Below are 23,033 nucleotides of genomic sequence, written 5' to 3' on the forward strand. Positions count from 1 at the left end.
GACGCCGAGAGGGGTCCCCGGCCGGGGACCCCTCTCGGCGTCACGGCGGGTTGACCCCCTGGGTTGACGAGGTGTGTCGACGGCGCCGAGGCCGGAAAGTGTGAGGGCCGTCGCCTCGGCGGCTCTCCCTTCCGCCGGACCGTCCGGCGGCCTCGGAAAGAGAGCGGAGCCCATGCACCACCACGAGGACCGTGTCCCGAACAAGCATCCGGCGCGGGGCGGAGGCAGGCATCGCAGAGGGGGCCCGGTCCGGCGGCGCGCCCGCCGGGTGCCCTCCTTCCGTACCGCCGTGACCATGGCCGGCACGGCGACGGTCGCCCTCACCGTGACGGCGGGCGCGTACGTGGCGTCCCTCGGTGCGTCGGCCGTGGCCGGAGGGCGGCTGGACACGGCGGTCCAGGTCCGCACGACGGTGACACCGCAGTCCGGGGCGCCCGCCTCCCCGACGCCGGCCTCGCGAGGCGCCGCGCCCTCCGGGCTCCCAATCACCCCTTCGGCCGAATCCTCCCGGTCCGCTTCCGCCGGCCCGTCGACCCCGCCGGCCTCGTCGCCCGGCCTCGCCCCGAGCCCGGGCGACCCGCGGGCGGCGGCCGGGGCGGCCCCGGCCGCCACCACGCCCTCGCCCACCGCGAGCGCGCCGGCCGCGCCGACGTCGAGGGTGGTCCCGGCCCCCGGCAAGGTCGCACCGTACGTCGACCGGGTGATCTCCCTCGTCAACGCGGAGCGGGACAAGGCCGGATGCGGCCCGCTCCGCTCCGACGGCCGTCTGCGGTCCGCGGCGCAGGCGCACGCCGACGACATGGCCGCCCGGGACTACTACGGTCACGAGAGCCCCGAGGGCCGGAAGGCGGGCGACCGGATCACGGCGGCCGGGTACGCCTGGTCGACCTGGGCCGAGAACATCCACCGCGGTCCCAAGACTCCCCCCGAGGCGATGCGCGCGTGGATGAACAGCGACGGACACCGCCGCAACATCCTCAACTGCTCGTTCAAGGACATCGGCGTCGGTCTGTCCCTCACCTCCGACGGCCCGTGGTGGGTGCAGAACTTCGCCGCACGGCGCTGACGGCCCCGGTTCCCGGCCCCCGACGGCACGGTGGCGGTTCAGGAGGTGGCGGCGGCCAGCTTCTGCACCCACACCGTACCGTCGGGTCCCCGGACCGCGGCGACACCCGTGTCGCGGTAGCGGCAGTCCAGCATGTTCGCCTGATGGCCCCCGCCGTCCATCCAGCCCGCGAAGACGTCGGCCGGGTCGGCCGTCCCGCGCGCCAGGTTCTCCGCCCACCGGCTCCACCGGTAGCCGGCCGCCGAGATCCGCGCGTCCGCCTGGGCGCCCTCGGGGCTGCTGTGCGCGTAGTAGCCGCGCCGGACCATGTCGTTCGCGTACGCGCGCGCGGCCTCCGTCAGCCGTCGGTCGGTCCGCAGCGGAGCGCAGCCCTCCTGTGCGCGACGCCGGTTGACCAGCCCGGTCAGCCGTTCCTCGGCGCCGGGCTGCCGCGTCCTCGACGGGGACGGGACGGGCGTCCGGCGCGGGGTGGGCGGCGCGCTCGCGGGCACCGGCGGGGCGGTCGTGGCGACCTGGGCCGGGGCGGCGAAGGACGGGACGGGGACGGGCCGCTGCGCCGGCGGCTTCGACGGTACGAGGAGGATGACGCTCCCGAGGACGCCCAGTGCCACCGCGCCGGCGGCGCAGGCCCGCCGCACCACGGATCCCCGGCCCCCGCCGCGGCCCGCGCCGGAGTGCCCGGGGGCCGCACCCGCACCGGGGCCGCCGCCCGCCGCGTGGCCGGCGGCGCCGGGGACCGTCCACGGATCCGGGGAGGGCCACGGCGTCGAGCCGGGGCCCGCCGCCCCACTCCCGGTGGCGTCCGGCGCGGGGCCCGTCTGCGCCCACCGCTCCCCCGGCCAGGTGGCCTCCGGGGCCGGGGCGGAGGTCCAGGCGGCCGTCTCGGCCGCCACCGAGGGCACGTGGGCGCCCGGGTCCCCGGCGAGGAGCGGCACGAGGCCGAGGCCGACCAGCAGCCCTTCGGCCGGGGCGAGTCCCGACCGGGCGGGAGCGCAGGCGTCGCAGCTCCGCAGATGGCGGGCGAACCTCTTGCGCCACACCGGCGCCGGGCGGCCGTCCCATCCGGCGACGATCGCGGCGAGTCCCGGGCACGGGGGCGTGGCGGCGAGGGCGCGGACGACGGTACGGCCGGTCTCCAGCTGCTCCTTCATGCGCTGGACCCGGACCGCCGCGTGCTGCGGGGAGACGGCGAGCGCCTCCGCGAGGTCGGCGCGGGTGAGTTCGCCGGTGGCCTCCAGCCACCACAGGGAGAGCAGGTCGCGGTCGCCCTCGTCCAGCCAGCGGGTGGCCTCGGCCACCTCGCGGCGCTGTCCGGAGAGGCCGAGACGCAGGATGGTGAGGTCGACGAAGTCCGCGCCGGGGTCGGCGATGTCGGCGGCACGGTCGAGGCCCGGCACCGGGCCGTTCTGCCGCTCGCGCCACCGCCGGCGGATCTGGTTCATCGCGATGGCGACGAGCCAGGAACGGAAGCGAAGGGGGTCGCGGAGGGCGGTCAGCCCGTCCAGGGCCCGCAGCAGGGTGTCCTGCACGACGTCGTCGACGTCGGCGTGGCCGTCGAGCGCGCGGGCCACGATGTCGCGGACGAGGGGGAGGTAGGCGCGTATCAGCCCGTCGCGGGCGTCGGCGTCTCCGGCCGCGGCCGCCTCCACCAGCTCGGCCGTGGCCCACTCGTCGCTGTGCATGAACGTGCTCCCTCGTCCCGTGGTCCGTCCGTCCCTGTGGTGAAGGAGACCCGTGGGAGGGGGCGCGATAACGGTTATCCGCACGACGACGGTGATCGCGGCGGTGATGCAGTGGTGACGGTGCGGGTGACGGCCTCAGGCGGGTGAGGGGGGCCGGTACGGCACGACGGCCGCGTTCCCCTCCCGTACCGCCTCGACCACCGCCTCGTGGATGTCCCGGCTCTCCGGCTCCGAGGAGCACGGCACCGGACTGCCCGACATGGTGAACCAGTCGGACGCGCCGCTGTACTGCACGGCCACGCGTGCCTCACCGTCCGCGTAGGTGGTGTGCACGGTCACATCGCCGGTGAGGGCGCCGGCCTCGTCGGTCAGCACCCCACCTCGCCCGGTATAGACCCCGGCGGTCGTCCATGATGCCCAGCTCATCCATCCAGGTTCACACCCGAACGGCCTAGGCGCCACCGACGGGGACGCCCCGGCTCGGAACCGAAGTCCGGGCCGGGGCGGAACCGCTGGTGCGCCGGGATCAGCCGAGGGTGGCGATGGCCTCGTTGAAGGTGGCGGACGGACGCATCACGGCCGAGGCCTTGGCGGCGTCCGGCTGGTAGTAGCCGCCGATCTCGGCCGGGGAGCCCTGGACGGCGACGAGCTCGGCGACGATGGTCTCCTCCTGCTCGGCCAGGGTCTTGGCCAGAGCCGCGAAGGCCTCCGCGAGCTGCGCGTCCTCGGTCTGCCGGGCCAGCTCCTGGGCCCAGTAGAGCGCCAGGTAGAAGTGGCTGCCGCGGTTGTCGATGCCGCCGAGGCGGCGGCTCGGCGACTTGTCCTCGTTGAGGAACGTGCCGGTGGCGCGGTCGAGGGTGTCGGCGAGGACCTGGGCGCGGGCGTTGCCCGTGGTGGTCGCCAGGTGCTCGAAGGAGACCGCGAGCGCGAGGAACTCGCCGAGGGAGTCCCAGCGGAGGTAGTTCTCCTTGACGAGCTGCTGGACGTGCTTGGGGGCGGAGCCGCCGGCACCCGTCTCGAACAGGCCGCCGCCGTTCATCAGCGGGACGACCGACAGCATCTTGGCGCTGGTGCCCAGCTCCAGGATCGGGAAGAGGTCGGTCAGGTAGTCGCGGAGGACGTTGCCGGTGACCGAGATGGTGTTCTCGCCGCGGCGGATGCGCTCGAGGGAGAACTTCGTGGCCTCGACCGGGGAGAGGATCTCGATCCGGAGGCCCTCGGTGTCGTGCTCCGGCAGGTACTGCTCGACCTTGGCGATGAGCTGCGCGTCGTGGGCGCGGGTCTCGTCCAGCCAGAAGACGGCCGGGTCGCCGGTGGCGCGGGCGCGGGTGACGGCGAGCTTGACCCAGTCCTGGATCGGGAGGTCCTTGGTCTGGCAGGCGCGGAAGATGTCGCCCTCGGCGACCTCCTGCTCCAGGACGACGTCACCGGCGGCGTCGACGAGGCGGACGGTGCCGGCGGCGGCGATCTCGAAGGTCTTGTCGTGGCTGCCGTACTCCTCGGCCTTCTGCGCCATGAGCCCGACGTTGGGTACGGAGCCCATGGTCGACGGGTCGAAGGCGCCGTGGGCGCGGCAGTCGTCGACGACGGCCTGGTAGACGCCGGAGTAGCTGCTGTCCGGGAGGACGGCGAGGGTGTCGGCCTCCTGGCCGTCCGGGCCCCACATGTGGCCGGAGGTGCGGATCATGGCCGGCATGGAGGCGTCGACGATGACGTCGGACGGTACGTGGAGGTTGGTGATGCCCTTGTCGGAGTCGACCATGGCGAGGGCGGGGCCCTCGGCGATCTCGGCATCGAAGGACACCTTGATCTCCGCGCCGAGGTCCGGCACCGAGTCGAGGCCCTTGAGAATGGTGCCGAGGCCGTCGTTGGGGGACAGGCCGGCGGCGGCGAGCGCCTCGCCGTACTTCGCGAAGGTCTTCGGGAAGAAGGCGCGGACGACGTGACCGAAGACGATCGGGTCGGACACCTTCATCATGGTGGCCTTGAGGTGGACGGAGAACAGCACGTCCTCGGCCTTGGCGCGCGCGATCTGCTCGCTCAGGAAGGTGCGCAGGGCGGCGACGCGCATGACGGAGGCGTCGACGACCTCGCCGGCGAGGACGGGGACCGACTCGCGCAGGACCGTCGTGGTGCCGTCGGCGGCCACGTGCTCGATGCGCAGGGTGCCGTCCTCGGCGATGACGGTGGACTTCTCGGTGGACCGGAAGTCGTTCTCGCCCATGGTGGCGACGTTCGTCTTCGAGTCGGCGGTCCAGGCGCCCATGCGGTGCGGGTGGGCCTTGGCGTAGTTCTTCACCGAGGCGGGGGCGCGGCGGTCGGAGTTGCCCTCGCGCAGGACCGGGTTGACGGCGCTGCCCTTGACCTTGTCGTAGCGGGCGCGGACGTCCTTGTCCTCGTCCGTCCGCGGGTCGTCCGGGTAGTCCGGGAGGGCGTAGCCCTGGGCCTGGAGCTCGGCGATCGCGGCCTTCAGCTGCGGGATGGACGCCGAGATGTTCGGCAGCTTGATGATGTTGGCGCCGGGCGTCTTGGCCAGCTCGCCGAGCTCGGCGAGGGCGTCGTCGATGCGCTGACCCTCTTCGAGACGCTCGGGGAAGCTGGCGATGATGCGGCCGGCCAGGGAGATGTCACGGGTCTCGACATTGATCCCCGCGGTCGAGGCGTACGCCTGGATCACGGGCAGGAACGAGTACGTCGCCAGGGCGGGCGCCTCGTCAGTGTGCGTGTAGATGATGGTCGAGTCAGTCACCGGGTGCTCCGCTCCACGTCTGCGTCTGCGAGATTGCTCGACATCAAGATATCTCGTGATCCCGCTCCGCGGTAAAGGGGCCCGTGATCTCGGCGTCGGGCTCGGGACCGGCGGGGATGCGCCGGGGCGGCGCGGCGGACTCGTCGAGGTCGACGTGGCGCAGGAGGGCGAGGAACAGCAGGGCCGCGGCCAGCCCGGCGCCGGCGGCGAGCAGCTGACCGGCCTCGTAGGCGAGCCTCGCGGTCACCGGGTCCGCCGGAAGACGGACCCCCATCGAGCGGGAGAGCAGGACGAGACCCGCGCCGAGCCCGGCGAGCGCGCCGAGGACGAGGGGGGTGGCCAGGACGAGGTTGCGGAAGGGTGCCCGGCCCCGGGGGGCGCGGCGGGCCCTGCCCTTGCGGGCGAGCAGGGCGACGGTCCCGCAGACGAGCGCCAGGGCGAGCAGCTCGGCGCCGATCAGGTCACCGGGCCGGTGCCATCCGATGGCGAGGGTGTACACCCCGAGGAAGGTGGCCCACAGGGCGCCGACGGCCACGACGAGTACCCGCAGGCGGTACGGGACGACCAGGGCGAGGGCGAAGGTCACGCTCAGGGCGAGCGTGGTGTGCCCGCTGGGGAAGCCGCCGTGCAGGAGGTGGCCGGGCGCCCCGGTGAGGTCCGGGCGGTGCAGCACGAAGCGCTGGAGCAGTTCGGCGAGGACCACGGAGCCGATCACCGAGCCGAGGGCGGCCACGGTGGGCGCGTACCGGCGGCGCAGCACTCCCACGACCGCGATCAGCAGCAGGGCGAGGCTGAGGGAGTAGAGGGCGAAGTGGTGCGGGACGGTGCCGACGACGCGGGCGGCGGAGAGCGGTCCGTCCGTCAGCCGGCCGGCGGTCGCCGCCCCCTCCCAGCGTTGGCCGGTGGCGGTCAGGACGAGGCCGGCGTAGACGACGGCCAGCGTCAGGACGGCGCCGAGCGCCGCGTTGCGCAGCCGCTTGCGCACGCGTCCGTTGAAGGAGCCCGGAGCTTCGGCGGCCACCGCGGCGTACCACCAGGTGCCGGCCTCCAGCGGCGGTACGGCGCGGCCGTCCGTACCGATCCTGTCTATAGGAGCCATGTCCCGATTCGAACCCGCCGGGCCCTGGTGCGCGCGCTGGACGCACCCGAACGAATCGCCGACACGTCGGCGCAGGGGTCCGGGGGACGGCGCTCCGTCCGTGACCCGCCCCTGGAGGCGTGGCGCTGCTCTCCCCGGGTCGCGGCGGCGGAGTCGACGAGACGCCCCGGGACCCGCCCTCAGAGTCCCCCGGCATCCGGCCGCCGGACGGGACTGTCGGGAACGTCCCAGGGCGGGTTTCGAAAGTGGCGCCGGCCGCCCGAAGGGCGGGCCCCGCGGCGTCCGGTGCGTGCGATCGCAAGGCGGAGAGGCGCCCTCGTACCGGACGTACGTGAACGATCCCGACAACGCGGCGAGCGTGCGTGCCAGGCGCCGCGGGGCAGGCGGGACTTTCGCAACACGCCCTAGAGAGCCCACCGCCGAGCGGTGGGCGCGGGGGCGGGCCCGGCGGGGTGGACGGGCGGCGCCGCGCCGTCGAGGACCGCGGCGATGCGCTCCCAGGTCTCCTCGTCCCGGGCCAGCGGCGGAAGGAGTTCGCCGTCGCCGGTCCCCCAGGCGGCGGCCTGCGCGACGGGGTCGGTCCCGGTGGCGGCGCCCGCGGCGAGGGCTGCGGCGCCGAGGGCGACGAGTTCGGTCGAGGCCGGGACGACCAGGGGCCGGCCGGAGAGCCTGCGGACGGTGCTCGTCCAGGCGCGGCCGCGCGCCCCGCCGCCGACCAGGCGCAGCGGGCGGCCTCGGACCGCCGGGTCGGACGGGTCCGCGCCGCAGGCGGCGAGCAGGTCGTCGAGGGCGCGCAGCACGGTGAAGACGGCGCCTTCGTAGGCCGCGCCGAGGATCGCACGCGGGTCGGTGGTGTGGCGCAGGCCGGTGAGGAGGCCGGTGGCGTGGGGGAGGTCGGGGGTGCGTTCGCCGTCGAGGTACGGCAGGACGACGACCCCCTCACCGGGCGCCGTGTCCTCGCGGCCGAGGCCGAGGAGACCGGCGAAACGGTCCACCGCGAGCGTGCAGTTGAGGGTGCAGCCCAGGGGGAGGTACGTCCCGTCGGCGGCGGCGAACCCGGCGAGCCCGGGAGCGGCGGGGCGGGTGCGGGTCGCGGCGAAGACGGTGCCCGAGGTGCCGAGGCTGACGACGGGGTGGTCGAGGAGCCCGGCGGCGCCGAGGCCGAGTCCGACGGCCGCGGCCATGTTGTCCCCCGTGCCGGCGGCGACGGCGACGGTGGCGGGGAGGCCGAGCGCCGCGGCGGCGGCCGGCGTGAGCGTGCCGACCCGGGTGGCCGCGGTGCGCGCGACGCCGGGCAGCAGGGCCGGGGCGAGGCCCAGGAGGTCGAGGAGGGCGGGATCGTAGGCCTGGTCGGCTGTGGAGTACCAGCAGGTGCCGGAGGCGTCGCCGGGGTCCGTCGCGGCGACGCCGGAGAGGCGTTCGGTGAGGAAGTCGTGCGGCAGCCGGACCGCGGCCGCGGCGTCCGCGACGTCGGGTTCGTTCTCGCACAGCCAACGCCACTTGGCCGCCGTCATGGAGGCGACCGGCAGCGATCCGGTCCTCTTCAGCCAGCCCTCCGCACCGCCGTCGATCGCATCGGTGAGGGCGGCCGCCTGCGGCGCGGAGCGGGTGTCGTTCCAGAGCAGCGCGGGGCGCAGCGGCCGGCCGGACGCGTCGAGGACGACGAGGCCGTGCTGCTGCCCGGCGACCGCGATGCCGGTCACGGCGGAGGCGGGCACCGCCGCCTCAGCGAGGGCGCGTCCGACCGCCTCGCCGAGGGCCGTCCACCACTCCTCGGGGTCGCTCTCACGCGCGCCGCCGGTGCCGGTCACGGTGTGCGGGGCGCGTCCGACGGCGAGCAGGGCGCCGGTCGTGGCGTCCACCACGGCGGCCTTGGAGGACTGCGTGGAGCTGTCCACTCCGATCACCACGGGGTGCTGCGCGGGCATGGGCGTCGCCTCTCGTCGTCGTCACTCACGGGTCCCGTCCTCACGCACGGGCCTGCCGTACCGGTTGCGGATCCGGCGTCCGCTCTGGCGCGAGGGAGCCCCGGTGGCGTAATAGTTATCTCACAAAACAAATAGGTCGCCCAGACCTCCGACCGAAAGGGCCGGACCATGTCGGCACGCTTCTCCCCCACCCCCGAGGACCGGTTCACCTTCGGCCTGTGGACCGTCGGATGGCAGGGTCGCGACCCGTTCGGCGACGCCACCCGGCCGGAACTCGACCCGGTCGAGTCGGTCGAGCGGCTCGCCGCGCTCGGCGCGCACGGCGTCACGTTCCACGACGACGACCTCATCCCCTTCGGCTCGTCCGAGGCCGCGCGCGAGACCGCCGTCAAGCGCTTCCGGGCAGCCCTGGACCGCACCGGCCTCAAGGTCCCGATGGCCACGACGAACCTCTTCACGCACCCCGTCTTCAAGGACGGCGGCTTCACCGCCAACGACCGCGACGTGCGCCGTTTCGCGCTGCGCAAGACGATCCGCAACATCGACCTCGCCGTCGAGCTCGGCGCGGGCGTGTACGTCGCCTGGGGCGGGCGGGAAGGCGCGGAATCCGGCGCCGCGAAGGACGTCCGGGTGGCCCTCGACCGGATGAAGGAGGCGTTCGACCTCCTCGGCCAGTACGTCACCGAGCAGGGCTACGACCTCCGCTTCGCGATCGAGCCCAAGCCGAACGAGCCGCGCGGGGACATCCTGCTGCCGACCATCGGACACGCGCTCGCGTTCATCGAGCGCCTGGAGCGGCCCGAACTGGTCGGCGTGAACCCGGAGACGGGCCACGAGCAGATGGCCGGCCTCAACTTCCCGCACGGCATCGCCCAGGCGCTGTGGGCGGGCAAACTCTTCCACATCGACCTCAACGGCCAGTCCGGGATCAAGTACGACCAGGACTTCCGTTTCGGCGCGGGCGATCTGCGCCAGGCCTTCTGGCTGGTGGACCTGCTGGAGACGGCCGGATACGAAGGCCCCCGGCACTTCGACTTCAAGCCCGTGCGCACCGACGGCTCCGACGGCGTGTGGGAGTCCGCCCGCAACTGCATGCGCAACTACCTGATCCTCAAGGAGCGCGCCGCCGCCTTCCGGGCCGACCCGGAGGTGCGGGAGGCACTGGCCGCCTCCCGGCTGCCCGAACTCGCCGCCCCCACCGCCGCCGACGGCCTGGCGGCGCTGCTCGCCGACCGCTCGGCCTACGAGGACTTCGACGCGACGGCCGCGGCCGAGCGCTCGATGGCGTTCGAGCGCCTGGACCAGCTGGCCCTGGAACACCTCCTGGCCGTGCGCTGAACCCCTCGCGCCCGGGCGGGCGGGCCCGCCCGCCCGGGCCGCGGAGCACCTCAGGACGACGCGCGGACCACCAGCTCCGTCGGCAGCACCCGGCGGGGCTGCTCCGCCGACGCCTCCCCGATCTCCTGGAGCAGCAGCCGCGCCATGGTCCGTCCCATCTCCTCGATCGGCTGGCGCACGCTCGTCAGGGGCGGGTCCATGTGCCGCGCCACCGCCGAGTCGTCGACGCCGACCAGGGCGACGTCGTCCGGGACCCGCCGGCCCGCCTCGCGCAGCACACCGCGCGCACCGGCCGCCATCACGTCCGACGCGGCGAAGACCGCGTCCAGGTCGGGGCGGCGCGCGAGCAGCTCGCGCATCGCCCGCTGCCCGCCCTCCTCGGTGAAGTCGCCGGTGGCGACCAGCTGCCGGTCAGCAAAGAGCCCGGCCTCGGCGAGGCCCTCGTGGTAGCCGTCGAGGCGGCACCGGGCGACGTACATGTCGAGGGGGCCCGTGATCGTCGCGATGCGGCGGCGGCCCCGGCCGGCGAGATGGGCGACCGCCGAGCGGCCGGCCCCGACGTTGTCGGAGTCGACGTAGGCCACGGTCTCGCCCTCCGTGCGGCGGCCGTTCAGCACGGCCGGCAGCCCCAGCTCCCGCACCTGGTCGGGCAGCGGATCGTCGCCGTGCACCGACACGAGCAGCACGCCGTCGACCCGCTGGGCGGCGAGGTACTGCTCGAAGCGCTGGCGCTCCTTGTCGCTGCGGATCAGCGTGAGCAGCAACTGCTTGTCGGCGTCGGCCAGTTCGACGCTGACGCCGCGGATGATGTCGAGGAAGTACGGCTCGGCGAACAGCCTGGCCTCGGTCTCGGGGATCACCAGGGCGACCGCGTCGGTACGGCTGCCGGCCAGCGCCCGGGCCGCCCGGTTGGGGACGTATCCCAGTTCGGCGATGGCCCTGCCGACGGCGGCCTTGGCCTGCTCGCTCACCCGAGGGGAGCCGTTGATCACCCGGGAGACCGTGCCACGGCCGACACCCGCCCGGGCCGCGACCTCCTCCAGGGTGGGCCTGCCGGTCTGGCGCCCGCTCACCACCATCTGCCGTCTCCCCTCGCAGCCCTGTGCTCCCGCGACCCTATCAAGAGTGGGAGCGCTCCCATGACACCGGAACCGGATCCGCGCATACCTCTTGACACCCACCCCCGTCGGGCCGCAACCTTCCGGCCAGATGGGAGTGGGAGCGCTCCCACCCCCTGCCTTGGACGAGGAGAGTCGCATGCGCATTTCCAGAACGAGAACCGCGATGGTCGCGGGACTCGCGGCCTGCACGGTCCTGCTCACCGGTTGTGGTGACGGAGGTTCCGACGAGGCCTCCGGCGACGGAAAGATCACCCTGCGCATCGGGACGTTCGGTTCCTTCGGGTACGACGACAAGACCGGCGCCAAGCTGTACGCCGAGTACGAGAAGATGCACCCGAACATCAAGATCGTCGAGTCGAACGTCGCCGACGGCCAGAAGTACTGGGACACGCTCAAGCTGCGCCTGTCGCGCAACAGCGGCCTCGCCGACATCCAGGCCCTGGAGGTCGGATACATCGCCGAGGCCACCGGCCCGGCGATGGCGGGCAAGTGGGCGGACCTCGGCACCACCGGAGGCGCCGACCTCGCCTCGTTCCTCGACTGGAAGGTCAAGCAGGCCACCACCCCCGACGGCAAGGTCATCGGCCTCGGCACCGACATCGGTCCCATGGCCATCTGCTACAACAAGGACCTCTTCGCCAAGGCCAAGCTGCCCACCGACCGTGCCAAGGTCGCCGAGCTGTGGGCCGGGGACTGGTCGAAGTTCCTCGCGACGGGCAAGACCTACCAGAAGAACGCTCCCGCGGGAACCTCCTTCCACGACTCCGCGAGCGGTCTCTTCAACGCCGTCGTCTCCAGCCAGCCCCTCCAGTACGCCAACGCCAAGGGCGAACTGGACTACGAGAACAGCCCCGGCGTGAAGAAGGCATGGGAGACCGCCGTCGAGGCGGCCACGAGCGGGATCACCGCCAAGCTGCGCCAGTTCGACGAGAAGGGCAGCTGGAACGCCGCGTTCAAGAACAGCAAGTTCGCCACCGTCGCCTGCCCGAGCTGGATGACCGGCATCATCAAGGACCAGGCGGGGGCGGGCAACCAGGGCAAGTGGGACATCGCCTCGCCGCCGGTCGCCGGCAACTGGGGCGGTTCCTTCCTCGCCGTCCCCAAGTCGGGCAAGAACGCCGTGGAGGCGGCCAAGCTGGCCGCCTGGCTGACCGCCCCGGCCCAGCACGCCAAGGTCTTCGGCGTGAACGGCAACATCCCGTCCACCAAGGACACCCTCTCCTCCCCGACCGTGCAGGACGCCAAGCTCCCGTACTTCGGTGACACCCCGGTCGGGAAGATCTACTCGGAGGCGGCGGCCGGCATCACCCCGGCCCCGATCAGCCGCTATGACGGCCAGGTGAAGACCTTCATCACCGACAACGGCATCCTCGACATCGAGCAGCGCGGCACCGACCCCGCGAAGGCCTGGGAGAACGTCAAGAAGCTGGTCGCGGACAAGATCGCGCAGTAGGCGCGGACCGGCCGGACGGCCGCCGACGGGGCGCTGACGCCCCGTCGGCGCCGGTCCGGCAGCCCCACGAGCCGCCCGGCGCTCCCCCGTCGGGCGGCCGTCCGGCCGCCCCGGCCCACGCCGTCGCCCCTCGCGCCGTCCCGACCCGAGCCCCTTCCCAGCCCCGCGCCACCGACAGGCGCCGGCACCCGCAGCACACCCGCACGCAGATCCGCACCGACGTACCGACACCCGAAGGGACGCCCCTCGTGGCCACCTCCGTCCGGGCGGCGGCCGACGGCTCCCCGCCGCCCGCCCCCCGCCCCTCACCCGCCACCCGACCGAAGAGCCCCGAGCCGCCCGGCCGTTGGCGCAGCAGGATGTACCGGTGGGACCTGCGGCTGAGCCCGTACGCCTTCGTCGCCCCCTTCTTCCTCACCTTCGCGGCCTTCGGCCTCTTCCCGCTGCTCTACACCGGCTGGCTCTCGCTCCACCGCGTGGAGCTCGGCGGCGACGCGCAGTGGAAGGGCCTCGAGAACTACACCGCCCTCACCGACAGCGAGTTCTTCTGGAACGCGCTCGCCAACACCTTCACCATCGGCGTCGTCTCGACCGTCCCCCAGCTGCTGATGGCCCTGGGCCTGGCGCACCTGCTGAACTACAAGCTGCGCGCCCGCGGCTTCTTCCGGGTCGCGGTCCTCGCCCCGTACGCCACCTCGATCGCGGCGGCGACCCTCGTCTTCGCCCAGCTGTTCAACACCGACTACGGACTCATCAACACCGTGCTCGGCTGGGTGGGTTTCGATCCGGTGGACTGGGAGTCGTCCAAGTGGCCCTCGCAGATCGCCATCTCGACGATCGTCACCTGGCGCTGGACCGGCTACAACGCCCTCATCTACCTGGCCGCGATGCAGGCCGTCCCGCAGGACCTCTACGAGGCCGCGGCACTCGACGGGGCCTCGCGCTGGCGCCAGTTCCTCAGCGTCACCATCCCGTCGATCAGGCCGACGATCCTCTTCACCATCATCGTCTCCACCATCGGCGCCACCCAGCTCTTCGGCGAGCCGATGATCTTCGGCGGCAGCCTCGGCATCAGCGGCGGCAGCGGCAACCAGTTCCAGACGCTCAGCCTCCTGATGTACGAGAAGGGCTGGGTGACCGGCGCGCTGGGCCAGGCGTCGGCGATCGCCTGGGTGATGCTGCTGCTCCTGCTGCTGATCGGAGCCGTCCAGACGCTCGTGTCCCGGGCGAACCGCAAGAAGCTGGGGGCATGACCTCATGACGCACACCCTCGAGAAGACCCGTACGAGGCGCTTCGGGCGCTCGGGAGCCGGCCGCCAGCACCACGCGGGGCCGCTGACCTACGTCCTGCTCGGCCTGGCCGCCCTCATCTCCCTCTTCCCGCTGTACTGGAACCTGGTCGCCGCCTCCCACACGGGCGAGCGGGTGGTCGAGGCCCCCGCGCCGCTGCTGCCGGGCCCCCGCCTCTTCGACAACCTCACCTTCGCCTGGAACCAGGTGGACATGGGCGAGGCGCTGGTCAACACCACCGTCGTCGCCGGCCTCGTGGCCCTGTCCACCGTCATGTTCTCCACCCTGGCCGGCTTCGCCTTCGCCAAACTGCCCTTCAAGGGGCGGGGGGCCATGCTGGCCCTCGTGGTCGCCACCATGACGATCCCGCCGCAGCTCAGCGTGATCCCGCTCTACCGGATCATCACCGACCTGGGCTGGGTCGACCAGCTCCAGTCGGTCGTCCTTCCCTCACTGGTCGCGGCCTTCGGGGTGTTCTTCATGCGGCAGTACCTCATCGAGGCGCTGCCGGTGGAGCTCGTCGAGGCGGCCCGGATGGACGGGGCGCACAGTCTGCGGATCATCTGGCACGTGGTCTTCCCGGTGGCGCGGCCCGCGATGGCGGTCCTCGGGATGCTCGTCTTCGTGCAGGCGTGGAACGACTTCTTCTGGCCGTTCATCGCGCTGACCCCGGACGGGAACCCCACGCTCCAGGTCGCCCTGGCCGGTCTCGGCTCCGGCAACCACACGGTCGACCAGGCCGTGGTGCTGACGGGAGCGCTGATATCGACCGTGCCGCTGCTGCTCGTCTTCGCCGTGCTCGGCAAGCACATCGTCGGCGGCATCACGTCGGGTGCGGTCAAGAACTGACCGCCGCCCCGGGCCGTGCGCGCGTCCGTCCGGGTCCTCGCGCACCCCTCGTACCCGCCCCGCGTCACACCCCACCTCTCTCACTCGGGAGCATCTCCGCATGACCGCGACAGACCCCCGCCCCCTCACCTCGGTCCGCCGGTTCCCCGCCGGATTCCTGTGGGGCACCGCCACCGCCGCCTACCAGATCGAGGGCGCCGCGGCCGAGGACGGCCGCACCCCCTCCATCTGGGACACCTTCTCCCACACGCCGGGAAAGGTGTTCGAGGGCCACACCGGAGACGTGGCGGTCGACCACTACCACCGGTTCCGCGACGACGTGAAGATGATGGCCGACCTGGGCCTGAGCGCCTACCGGTTCTCCATCTCCTGGCCCCGTGTCCAGCCCACCGGCCGCGGCCCCGCCGTCCAGAAGGGCCTGGACTTCTACCGCCGGCTCGTCGACGAGCTGCTCGGCGCCGGCATCGAGCCCGTCGCCACCCTCTACCACTGGGACCTGCCGCAGGACCTGGAGGCCGCGGGCGGCTGGCCCGAGCGGGCGACCGCCGAGCGGTTCGGCGAGTACGCGTCGCTGGTCGGCGGCGCGCTCGGCGACCGCGTCACCCGGTTCACCACGCTCAACGAGCCCTGGTGCAGCGCCTTCCTCGGCTACGGCTCCGGTGTCCACGCCCCGGGCCGTACGGACCCGGCGGCCGCCCTGCGCGCCGCCCACCACCTCAACCTCGGCCACGGTCTCGCCGCCCAGGCGCTGCACGCCGCGCTGCCGGGCCGGGCGAGGGTGTCGATCAGCCTGAACCTCCACGAGGTCCGGCCGCTCACCTCGTCGCCGGCCGACCGCGAGGCGGCCCGCAGGATCGACGCGGTCGGCAACGAGGTCTTCCTCGGGCCGCTGCTGGACGGCGCCTACCCGCGGGAACTGCTCGCCGACACGGCCTCCGTGACGGACTGGTCCTTCGTGCGGGACGGCGACACGGCGACGATCCGGCAGCCGCTGGACTCGCTCGGCATCAACTACTACACGCCGACGGTGGTGTCGGCGGTCGCCGACGGGATGGAGAAGCCGCAGGACGACGGGCACGGGGCGAGCGAGCACTCCCCCTGGCCCGCCGCGGACGACGTCGCGTTCCACCAGGCCCCGGGCGAGCGCACGGCGATGGGCTGGGCGGTGGACGCGAGCGGCATGTACGACCTGCTGACCCGCGTCTCGGCCCGGTATCCCGGCCTGCCGCTGCTGATCACGGAGAACGGCGCGGCCTACGAGGACGAGGTCGGCGCGGACGGCACCGTCCACGACCCGGACCGCATCGCCTATGTGCACGCCCACCTGGCGGCGGTGCACCGGGCGATCGCCGACGGGGCGGACGTCCGCGGGTACTTCCTCTGGTCGCTCCTGGACAACTTCGAGTGGGCGTACGGCTACGCCAAGCGCTTCGGGGCGGTCCACGTCGACTACGCGACGCAGACCCGGACGCCCAAGTCGAGCGCCCGTTGGTACGCGAGCGTGGCGCGGTCCGGCGAGCTGGCCGACCCGGCGGGCGACTGACCGGCGGATGACCGGCGCGCGGACGGCCGGCGGCCGCGGACCGGGCCGAGGCGACTGGTCCGGACGGCTGACGCGGGCCGTCCCGGACAGGCCGTTCGGGTGGCTCGGCGCTGGGTCCGGGCGCGGGTCCGCGGGAGGCGTGGCGCGTGCGGCGGCGGGGTCATCGACGCAGGTCAGCGAGGTCCGAGGTGCGTCGGGCGATCCGCCGGCGTACCGTCGCGGGTGTATCGGGACCCCGACTGCACGGGAGGGTGTGTGCGTCGCTCCACGACCGGTGAGGCCGCGGCCCCCTCACCCCGCCGCCGGCGAGGGGGCGGGAGGATACGCATCGCGGCGGTGGTGGCCGGAGCGGCCGTCGTCGCCGCGGGCGGGCTGTACGTCGCCGGGCTCGTCGCCACCGCGGACGACATATCCGAGGGGACGCGCGTCGCCGGCGTGGACATCGGGGGGATGAGCCGGGAGGAGGCGCGGGCCACGCTGACGGCCGCGGCTCCGGCGTCCTGGACGGCTCCGATTCCCGTACGGGTGGGGGACGCGGCCGGCAGTGTCGATCCGGCGTCCGCCGGTCTGACCGTCGACGTCGCCGAGACCGCCGAGCGTGCCGCCGACCCCGCGCGCGACCCGGTGACGGTGATCGGCCGCCTCTTCTCCTCCGGGGACCGTGACATCGAGCCCGTCGTCGCCTTCGACGAGGCCGAGGCACGGGCCGAGACGGAGCGGCTGGCGAAGGCCCTCGACCGTACGACGGTCGAGGGCGCCGTCTCGTTCGAGGAGGGCAGGGCGGTCGCGACCCGGCCCCGCGACGGGGTGAAGCTGGACACCGCCGCGGCGGCGGACGCCCTGCGCGCGGCCTATCCGCCCGCCGGCCAGGCGCCGGCGGCCCCCGTGGTGCTGCCCGCGGCGGTCTCGCGGCCCGTGGTCGGCGAGGCCGAGGTCAACCGCTTCATGAAGGAGTTCGCGACCCCGGCCATGTCGGGCCCGGTCACCGTCACCGCCGCCGGCAAACCGCTGCGGATCGCTCCGGCGACGCTCGGCGAGCATGTGAAGGTGAAGGCGGACAAGGGGAGGCTGGCCGCGACGCTCGACGCCGATGCGCTGATCCGCGACCCGGACGTCGCCCGTCCGCTCGACGCGATCGCGGACGGCCCCGTCGAGGCGGAGCTGGGGGTCCGGGACGGCCGGGTGGTGGTGGAGTCGGACGGACGGCCGGGACACGAGGTGTCCGCCAAGGCCCTCGCGGACGCCGTGCTGCCGCTGCTTCCCAGGACGGGCGCGGCGGCCCGCACGGGTCCGGTCGCCACCCGGCTGATCCAGCCGGAGCTCACCGCCGCGGCGGTGGCGAAGCTCGGGATCACGGAGCGGATGTCCACGTTCACGGTCGACTTCCCGACCGCCCCCTACCGGACGACGAACATCGGCCGGGCGGTCGAGCTGATCAACGGCTCGCTCGTGCGGCCCGGCGAGGTGTGGAGTTTCAACCGGACCGTCGGCGAGCGCACGAAGGCCAACGGCTTCGTCGACGGCACGATGATCCTGGACGGGCAGTACCACTCGGCCCCCGGTGGCGGTGTCTCCGCGGTGGCCACCACCGTCTTCAACGCGATCTTCTTCGCGGGCGTCAAGCCGGTCGAGTACGGCGCGCACTCCTTCTACATCGAGCGGTATCCGCCCGGCCGGGAGGCGACGGTCGCCTGGGGCACGCTGGACCTGAAGTTCCGCAACGACTCCGGACACGGCATCTACATCGAGGCGAGCTCCACCGACTCCTCGGTGACCGTCACGTTCTACGGCACGAGGAGGTACGACGCGGTGGAGGCGGTGGAGGGCCCCCGGACCAACCTCACCGAGCCGGGCGAGAGGACGGGCACCGGCCCGAAGTGCGAGCCCCAGACGCCGCTGGAGGGCTTCGACATCGCGGTCGACCGGGTCTTCCGCGACGGCGGGGCGGAGGTCGGGCGGGAGACGTTCCGCACGCACTACACCCCGCGCGACCGCGTCACCTGCGAGTGAACCGGACCGGGCGGTGGGGCCGGACTCAGCCGGTGGCGATCCCGGGGTCGCTGAGGCCGGTGGCGCCGGTCTCGACGTGTCCGGCGAAGCGCCGCAGGAAGGTGGCCTCGCCGTCGGAGACGACCGAGACGTCGTACCAGCGCCGGCTGACCCGCAGGTCCACGGTGTGCCTCACCGTGGCACCCCTGGCCACCTTGAACGTCTGCGACCCGCCGCCGTACGCGGCGGCGCGCCTGACGGTCAGGTGGACGTCGACGGCGCCCGGGTTGGTCATGGTCAGCACCAGGCTGCCGGTGACCGCGTCGTGCCGGGCGGTCACCTCGGGCCCCGCGGTCCTGCCCGGCCCCTTGAAGCCGCGCAGGAAGCCGTTCGGCCCGGTCACCGTCAGGTCGTAGACCCCTTGTGAGTAGGCGGTGTTCCAGGTGTCGGAGATGCTCTTGCCGGCTCCCGCGGTGTACGTCCACGGTCCGTCGGTCCGGCCCCGGGCGGTGACGTAGAAGAAGGCGCCCGCCTTCGCCCCGGCGCCGAAGGCGAGGGTGAAGCGGCCGGTGGACGGCGTGGCCGATCCGTCGACGACCAGTTCGTAGGGCAGGGCGCGGGTGGGGCGCGCGCCCGGCTCCTGCGCGGGCAGGGCCGGCTTGGCGGGCGGCTTCGGGACGTAACTGGGGTGCCGGTCGCCGTCCGGCGGCCGGTAGCCGGTGGTGTCCGGCAGCGCCGTCGGCGCGGTGTCCTCGAGACCGAAGTCGAAGGCCGAGGTCAGATCGCCGCAGATCGCCCTGCGCCAGGGCGAGATGTGCGGCTCGATGACCCCGAAGCGCCGCTCCATGAAACGGATGATCGAGGTGTGGTCGAAGACCTCGGAGCAGACGTATCCGCCCTTGCTCCACGGAGAGACGACCAGCATCGGGACGCGCTGGCCGAGGCCGTAGGCACCGGCGGCGTAGCGGGAGTCGCCGGGGAAGTAGTCGGCCGCCGTGTCGGCGGTGGAGAGCCCCTGCGCGGCCGAGGCCGGCGGGTAGGGGGGCACGACGTGGTCGAAGTAGCCGTCGTTCTCGTCGTAGGTGATGAACAGCGCGGTCCGGCTCCACACCTCGGGGTTGGAGGTGAGCGCGTCGAGGACCTGCGCGATGTACCAGGCGCCGTAGTTGGCGGGCCAGTTGGGGTGCTCGCTGAACGCCTCGGGGGCGGTGATCCAGGAGATCCGCGGCAGCCGGCCCGCCGCCACGTCCGCCCGCAGGACGTCGAAGAGCCCGTCTCCCGCCTTCACGTCGGTGCCGGTGCGGGCCTTGTCGTAGAGCGGGCTGCCGGGCTGGGCGTTGCGGAAGCTGTTGAAGTACAGCAGGGAGTTGTCGCCGTAGTTGCCGCGGTAGGCGTCGTCGATCCAGCCCCAGTGTCCGGCCGCGTTCAGGCCGTCGCCGACGTCCTGGTAGATCTTCCAGGAGACGCCGGCCTGCTCCAGGCGTTCGGGGTACGTCGTCCAGCCGTAGCCCAGCTCGTCGTTGCCGAGCACGGGTCCCCCGCCGGTGCGGTCGTTCCCGGTGTATCCCGTCCACATGTAGTAGCGGTTGGGGTCCGTGGCCGATGAAGGAGCAGTGGTACGCGTCGCAGACGGTGAACGCGTCGGCGAGGGCGTAGTGGAAGGGGATGTCCTGGCGGGTCAGGTACGCCATCGTGCCCGCGGACTTGGCGGGTATCCACTGGTCGTACCTGCCGTTGTTGAAGGCCTTGTGGCCACCGGCCCAGTCGTGGTTGAGGCCGGCGATGAACTGCATGCCGAGGTCGTCGGCGGCCGGGTGGTAGGGCAGGACGTCCTTGGCGCCGTCCGGCTGGTACCAGACCGGCTTGCCGCTGGGGAGCGTGATCGGCCGGGGGTCACCGAATCCGCGTACGCCCTTCAGCGCACCGAAGTAGTGGTCGAAGGACCGGTTCTCCTGCATCAGCACGACGATGTGCTCGACGTCGGCGAGCGTTCCGGAGGTCCGTGCGGCGGGGATGGCGGCCGCCCGGGCGATGCTGCCACCGAGTGCGGCCAGGCCCGCGGTGGAAGCGACCGTGGCACCGGCGGTGGCGCCGGCCATCTGGAGGAAGCGGCGCCGATCGAGATCAGTCATGGGTCCGAGCACCTCTGCGGGATGGGGGGCGGTGGTCCGAGCGAGCCCAAGATCAGCGGGAGAGGGGACGGGAGCGTGTCGTCGACGCGTGGGGGCGCGGTACAGGTCGTGAACGCGGGACCACGTGGGCTGCGCACGGCGGGATTCACCGTAGGGGCGAGAGGGCCGGTCGTACCGGGGGGTCCGCGAAGAGTCCATGGAGTCGTACGAGAAGTCCATGCCCGCCCGCCGGACGGATCGGGGGGCTCCGGCGGCCGTCGAGGTGGCCACGGACGGTGTGGGGCCCGGCGTCGTCGCAGCCGGGAAGAGCTCCGGGCCGAGGGGGCCGGGCCTGCCGAGGACGCGGGGCGGCACGGAGCGCGGTCCCCTGGCGTCGGACGCCACGGGGCCGGGAGAAGGCGCGGGCCGAGCCGCTGGGGCTCTCCGGCGGCGCGCGGCCCGGAGCCCGGCCTCCGACGCCGCGGGCGGCGCCCGGGGCCGGGCGTGAGACGGGCCGAGAGCCTGTGGCGGATGTACCACCGAGACCCCCGGTCGTACGTCTCGGGGGCGGGGCCCTGTCGTCAGGTCCGCCGAGGGCGAGGGCCCGGGGTCGACCCGCGCGCGTCACGGTCCCACATGCCCCTCAGGCGGCCGGAGCCGAGGGCCCGGGGTCAGCCCGCGCGCGTCACGGCCTCCCGCGCCCCTCAGGCGGCCGGGGCCGAGGGCCCAGGCGCGGTCTCACGCGCCTCGTTCATCCGTCACGCGCCCCGGCGGACGCGGGCGGCCTTGCGGGCCTCGGCCGTCTGGCGGGCCTCCGCGGCGCGGCGCGACTCGTTCTTGGCACGGCCGGGGCGCCCGGGAACGGTCCCCATGCCGCGGAAGGCGGCGCCCCGCTTGGAGGCGTCCTTGACCGCCGCGTTTCCGCCGATGGGGACTCCGGAGGGGGCCTGGGCGCCGGTGATGCGGCTCAGTTCGGCCTCGCCGGAACGGACCGGGGTGATCCGCGCCCGGATGCCCGCCTCCGACAGGATGCGCGCCATGTCCTTGCGCTGGCTCTGCGTGACGAGGGTGACGACGCTGCCGGACTCGCCGGCGCGTGCCGTGCGGCCGCCGCGGTGCAGGTAGTCCTTGTGGTCGGCGGGCGGGTCGACGTTGACGACGAGGTCGAGCCGGTCGACGTGGATGCCCCGGGCCGCGACGTTCGTCGCGACCAGCACCGTGAGCTCACCGCTCTTGAACCGCTCCAGCGTGCGGGAGCGCTGAGGCTGGGACTTGCCGCCGTGCAGGGCGGCGGCCCGTACGCCGCTGCCGAGAAGGTGGCGGGTGAACTGGTCGACGGCGTGCTTGGTGTCCAGGAACATGAGCACCCGCCCGTCACGGGCGGCGATCTCCGTCGCCGTGGCCCACTTGTCGGGGCCGTGCACCTGGAGCACGTGGTGGTCCAGGGTGGTGACGGCCCCGGCGGACGGGTCGACCGAGTGGACGACGGGGTCGGTGAGGTAGCGGCGGACCAGGAGGTCGACGTTGCGGTCCAGGGTGGCCGAGAACAGCATGCGCTGACCCTCGGGACGTACGAGGTCGAGCAGCGCGGTGACCTGCGGCATGAAGCCCATGTCGGCCATCTGGTCGGCCTCGTCCAGGACGGTGACGCCCACCCGGTCCAGGCGGACGTCCTTGCGCTCCACGAGGTCCATGAGGCGGCCCGGGGTCGCGACGAGGACCTCGGCCCCCGTCTTCAGCTCGGCAGCCTGGCGCCCGATGGACAGGCCGCCGACCACCGTGGCCATGCGCAGGCTCAGCGCCCGGGCGTAGGGGGTGAGGGCGTCGGTGACCTGCTGGGCCAGTTCGCGGGTGGGGACGAGGATCAGCGCGAGCGGCTTCTTGGCGTCCGCGCGCTGTCCCGCCGTGCGCGTCAGCAGCGCGAGACCGAAGGCGAGCGTCTTGCCCGAGCCGGTGCGTGCGCGGCCCAGGACGTCACGTCCGGCGAGCGCGTTCGGGAGGGTGGCGGCCTGGATCGGGAAGGGCGCGTCGACACCGAGGTCGGCGAGCGTCTTCAGGAGCGCGGCGGGCAGCTCCATGTCCGCGAAACGCGCCACCGCGGGAAGGGCCGGGGTCAGGGTCTCCGGAAGGGCGAACTCGTTCGGCGCCGGGCGATTCTCGGCGGAGCGGTTCGTGGGCGGAGGGGTCATGGATTCCTTCCTCGACGTGGCGGACACCGACGGAAGGTCGATCCGGCCACGGGTCGAAATGCAGGGGGATAAACGGCACCCGTGCACAATGCAAGGAAGTCACCGGTGCGACGGAATGGGGCGCAAAAGCCCCGGAAACACCAACGAGCCGGGGCCCTCACCTCGCGGTGGGGGCCCCAGCTGCGTCAGAACGCCTCAACGTCAGGCGGGAACGATGTTCTCCGCCTGCGGGCCCTTCTGGCCCTGCGTGACGTCGAAGTTCACCTTCTGGCCTTCCTGAAGCTCACGGAAGCCCTGGGTGGCGATGTTCGAGTAGTGGGCGAAGACGTCGGGGCCGCCACCCTCCTGCTCGATGAAGCCGAAGCCCTTTTCCGAGTTGAACCACTTCACGGTGCCAGTAGCCATGTCATATCTCCTTCGGGGCACTACCCGGGCCCGCACTGTGCGGATCCCGGCGTCGCCGCGATGATTACCCCGTCCGGAAAAAAGCACCGAAAATACAAAAGTGCCCGACGGGGAAACCGTCATGGGCACTTGAAGTCTTATGGGAACCACAACTGCAACTGCTATCGACTGTAGCACGGGAAGGTCTTCCGTGTTTCTGAACCGCGCCGGAATTTGTGGTG

At 73.2% G+C, this 23,033-nt stretch carries 15 protein-coding genes and 1 pseudogene; 7 read left to right on the forward strand and 9 right to left on the reverse strand.

Annotated elements, in window-relative coordinates:
- Positions 1-295 precede the first annotated feature (295 nt).
- Positions 296-1,066 carry a CAP domain-containing protein gene (locus AB0K65_RS07605; protein WP_365714826.1) on the forward strand — a complete coding sequence of 257 codons (771 nt, stop codon included), beginning with the start codon at positions 296-298 and terminating at the stop codon, positions 1,064-1,066.
- Positions 1,067-1,104: 38 nt separating this feature from the next.
- On the opposite strand, the gene AB0K65_RS07610 is transcribed toward AB0K65_RS07605, so the two are convergent.
- From AB0K65_RS07610 to xylB, 5 genes are all read right to left on the reverse strand, one after another.
- Complete coding sequence (locus tag AB0K65_RS07610; protein WP_365714827.1) at positions 1,105-2,748, reverse strand: sigma-70 family RNA polymerase sigma factor; 1,644 nt, start codon at positions 2,746-2,748, stop codon at positions 1,105-1,107.
- 135 nt (positions 2,749-2,883) lie between these two features.
- Positions 2,884-3,174 (reverse strand): hypothetical protein, encoded by a 291-nt coding sequence (locus tag AB0K65_RS07615; protein ID WP_365714828.1) that lies wholly within the window; start codon positions 3,172-3,174, stop codon positions 2,884-2,886.
- Between the two features lie 100 nt (positions 3,175-3,274).
- Positions 3,275-5,497 (reverse strand): NADP-dependent isocitrate dehydrogenase, encoded by a 2,223-nt coding sequence (locus tag AB0K65_RS07620; RefSeq protein ID WP_365714829.1) that lies wholly within the window; start codon positions 5,495-5,497, stop codon positions 3,275-3,277.
- 43 nt (positions 5,498-5,540) lie between these two features.
- Entirely contained in the window at positions 5,541-6,596 is a 1,056-nt protein-coding gene (locus AB0K65_RS07625) for a phosphatase PAP2 family protein (protein WP_365714830.1), read from the reverse strand.
- 404 nt (positions 6,597-7,000) lie between these two features.
- Positions 7,001-8,524, reverse strand: a complete 1,524-nt coding sequence (gene xylB, locus AB0K65_RS07630; RefSeq protein ID WP_365714831.1) for a xylulokinase — start codon at positions 8,522-8,524, stop codon at positions 7,001-7,003.
- Positions 8,525-8,692: 168 nt separating this feature from the next.
- Here xylB and xylA point away from each other — a divergent pair, with 168 nt between their 5' ends.
- The gene (xylA, locus tag AB0K65_RS07635; protein ID WP_365714832.1) at positions 8,693-9,862 is read left to right on the forward strand and encodes a xylose isomerase; all 1,170 of its coding nucleotides are present in this window, start codon (positions 8,693-8,695) and stop codon (positions 9,860-9,862) included.
- Between the two features lie 50 nt (positions 9,863-9,912).
- On the opposite strand, the gene AB0K65_RS07640 is transcribed toward xylA, so the two are convergent.
- Positions 9,913-10,941: a LacI family DNA-binding transcriptional regulator gene (locus AB0K65_RS07640; protein WP_365714833.1), complete on the reverse strand. Its 1,029-nt coding sequence runs from the start codon at positions 10,939-10,941 to the stop codon at positions 9,913-9,915.
- 178 nt (positions 10,942-11,119) lie between these two features.
- On the opposite strand from AB0K65_RS07640, the gene AB0K65_RS07645 reads away from it, so the two are divergent.
- The 5 genes from AB0K65_RS07645 to AB0K65_RS07665 all read left to right on the forward strand — a co-directional run bounded on the left by AB0K65_RS07645 (position 11,120) and on the right by AB0K65_RS07665 (position 18,128).
- On the forward strand, positions 11,120-12,436 hold the full coding sequence (locus AB0K65_RS07645; protein ID WP_365714834.1) for an ABC transporter substrate-binding protein: 1,317 nt from the start codon (positions 11,120-11,122) through the stop codon (positions 12,434-12,436).
- A 248-nt stretch (positions 12,437-12,684) separates the two neighbouring features.
- Complete coding sequence (locus AB0K65_RS07650; RefSeq protein ID WP_365714835.1) at positions 12,685-13,689, forward strand: sugar ABC transporter permease; 1,005 nt, start codon at positions 12,685-12,687, stop codon at positions 13,687-13,689.
- Positions 13,690-13,693: 4 nt separating this feature from the next.
- Positions 13,694-14,575 carry a carbohydrate ABC transporter permease gene (locus AB0K65_RS07655; RefSeq protein ID WP_365714836.1) on the forward strand — a complete coding sequence of 294 codons (882 nt, stop codon included), beginning with the start codon at positions 13,694-13,696 and terminating at the stop codon, positions 14,573-14,575.
- 100 nt (positions 14,576-14,675) lie between these two features.
- Positions 14,676-16,118, forward strand: coding sequence for a GH1 family beta-glucosidase (locus tag AB0K65_RS07660; protein ID WP_365714837.1), 1,443 nt, complete (start codon positions 14,676-14,678; stop codon positions 16,116-16,118).
- A 336-nt stretch (positions 16,119-16,454) separates the two neighbouring features.
- Positions 16,455-18,128, forward strand: a complete 1,674-nt coding sequence (locus tag AB0K65_RS07665) for a VanW family protein (RefSeq protein WP_365714838.1) — start codon at positions 16,455-16,457, stop codon at positions 18,126-18,128.
- Positions 18,129-18,153: 25 nt separating this feature from the next.
- On the opposite strand, the pseudogene AB0K65_RS07670 reads toward AB0K65_RS07665, so the two are convergent.
- The 3 genes and pseudogenes from AB0K65_RS07670 to AB0K65_RS07680 all read right to left on the reverse strand — a co-directional run bounded on the left by AB0K65_RS07670 (position 18,154) and on the right by AB0K65_RS07680 (position 22,812).
- Positions 18,154-20,239, reverse strand: a pseudogene (locus AB0K65_RS07670) (phosphocholine-specific phospholipase C).
- Between the two features lie 737 nt (positions 20,240-20,976).
- Positions 20,977-22,407 carry a DEAD/DEAH box helicase gene (locus tag AB0K65_RS07675; protein ID WP_365714839.1) on the reverse strand — a complete coding sequence of 477 codons (1,431 nt, stop codon included), beginning with the start codon at positions 22,405-22,407 and terminating at the stop codon, positions 20,977-20,979.
- A 201-nt stretch (positions 22,408-22,608) separates the two neighbouring features.
- Positions 22,609-22,812 carry a cold-shock protein gene (locus AB0K65_RS07680; RefSeq protein ID WP_100598391.1) on the reverse strand — a complete coding sequence of 68 codons (204 nt, stop codon included), beginning with the start codon at positions 22,810-22,812 and terminating at the stop codon, positions 22,609-22,611.
- Between the last annotated feature and the right edge of the window lie 221 nt (positions 22,813-23,033).

It is taken from the genome of Streptomyces sp. NPDC053755 (assembly GCF_040677675.1).
Classification (GTDB): Bacteria; Actinomycetota; Actinomycetes; order Streptomycetales; family Streptomycetaceae; genus Streptomyces.

Excerpts from the sequence above, each read along its gene's own strand:
- AB0K65_RS07605 (WP_365714826.1), top strand. The coding sequence starts at position 296 with ATGGCCGGCACGGCGACGGTCGCCCTCACCGTGACGGCGGGCGCGTAC.
- AB0K65_RS07610 (WP_365714827.1), bottom strand. The coding sequence starts at position 2,748 with ATGCACAGCGACGAGTGGGCCACGGCCGAGCTGGTGGAGGCGGCCGCG.
- AB0K65_RS07615 (WP_365714828.1), bottom strand. The coding sequence starts at position 3,174 with ATGAGCTGGGCATCATGGACGACCGCCGGGGTCTATACCGGGCGAGGT.
- AB0K65_RS07625 (WP_365714830.1), bottom strand. The coding sequence starts at position 6,596 with ATGGCTCCTATAGACAGGATCGGTACGGACGGCCGCGCCGTACCGCCG.
- xylB (WP_365714831.1), bottom strand. The coding sequence starts at position 8,524 with ATGCCCGCGCAGCACCCCGTGGTGATCGGAGTGGACAGCTCCACGCAG.
- xylA (WP_365714832.1), top strand. The coding sequence starts at position 8,693 with ATGTCGGCACGCTTCTCCCCCACCCCCGAGGACCGGTTCACCTTCGGC.
- AB0K65_RS07640 (WP_365714833.1), bottom strand. The coding sequence starts at position 10,941 with ATGGTGGTGAGCGGGCGCCAGACCGGCAGGCCCACCCTGGAGGAGGTC.
- AB0K65_RS07645 (WP_365714834.1), top strand. The coding sequence starts at position 11,120 with ATGCGCATTTCCAGAACGAGAACCGCGATGGTCGCGGGACTCGCGGCC.
- AB0K65_RS07655 (WP_365714836.1), top strand. The coding sequence starts at position 13,694 with ATGACGCACACCCTCGAGAAGACCCGTACGAGGCGCTTCGGGCGCTCG.
- AB0K65_RS07660 (WP_365714837.1), top strand. The coding sequence starts at position 14,676 with ATGACCGCGACAGACCCCCGCCCCCTCACCTCGGTCCGCCGGTTCCCC.
- AB0K65_RS07675 (WP_365714839.1), bottom strand. The coding sequence starts at position 22,407 with ATGACCCCTCCGCCCACGAACCGCTCCGCCGAGAATCGCCCGGCGCCG.
- AB0K65_RS07680 (WP_100598391.1), bottom strand. The coding sequence starts at position 22,812 with ATGGCTACTGGCACCGTGAAGTGGTTCAACTCGGAAAAGGGCTTCGGC.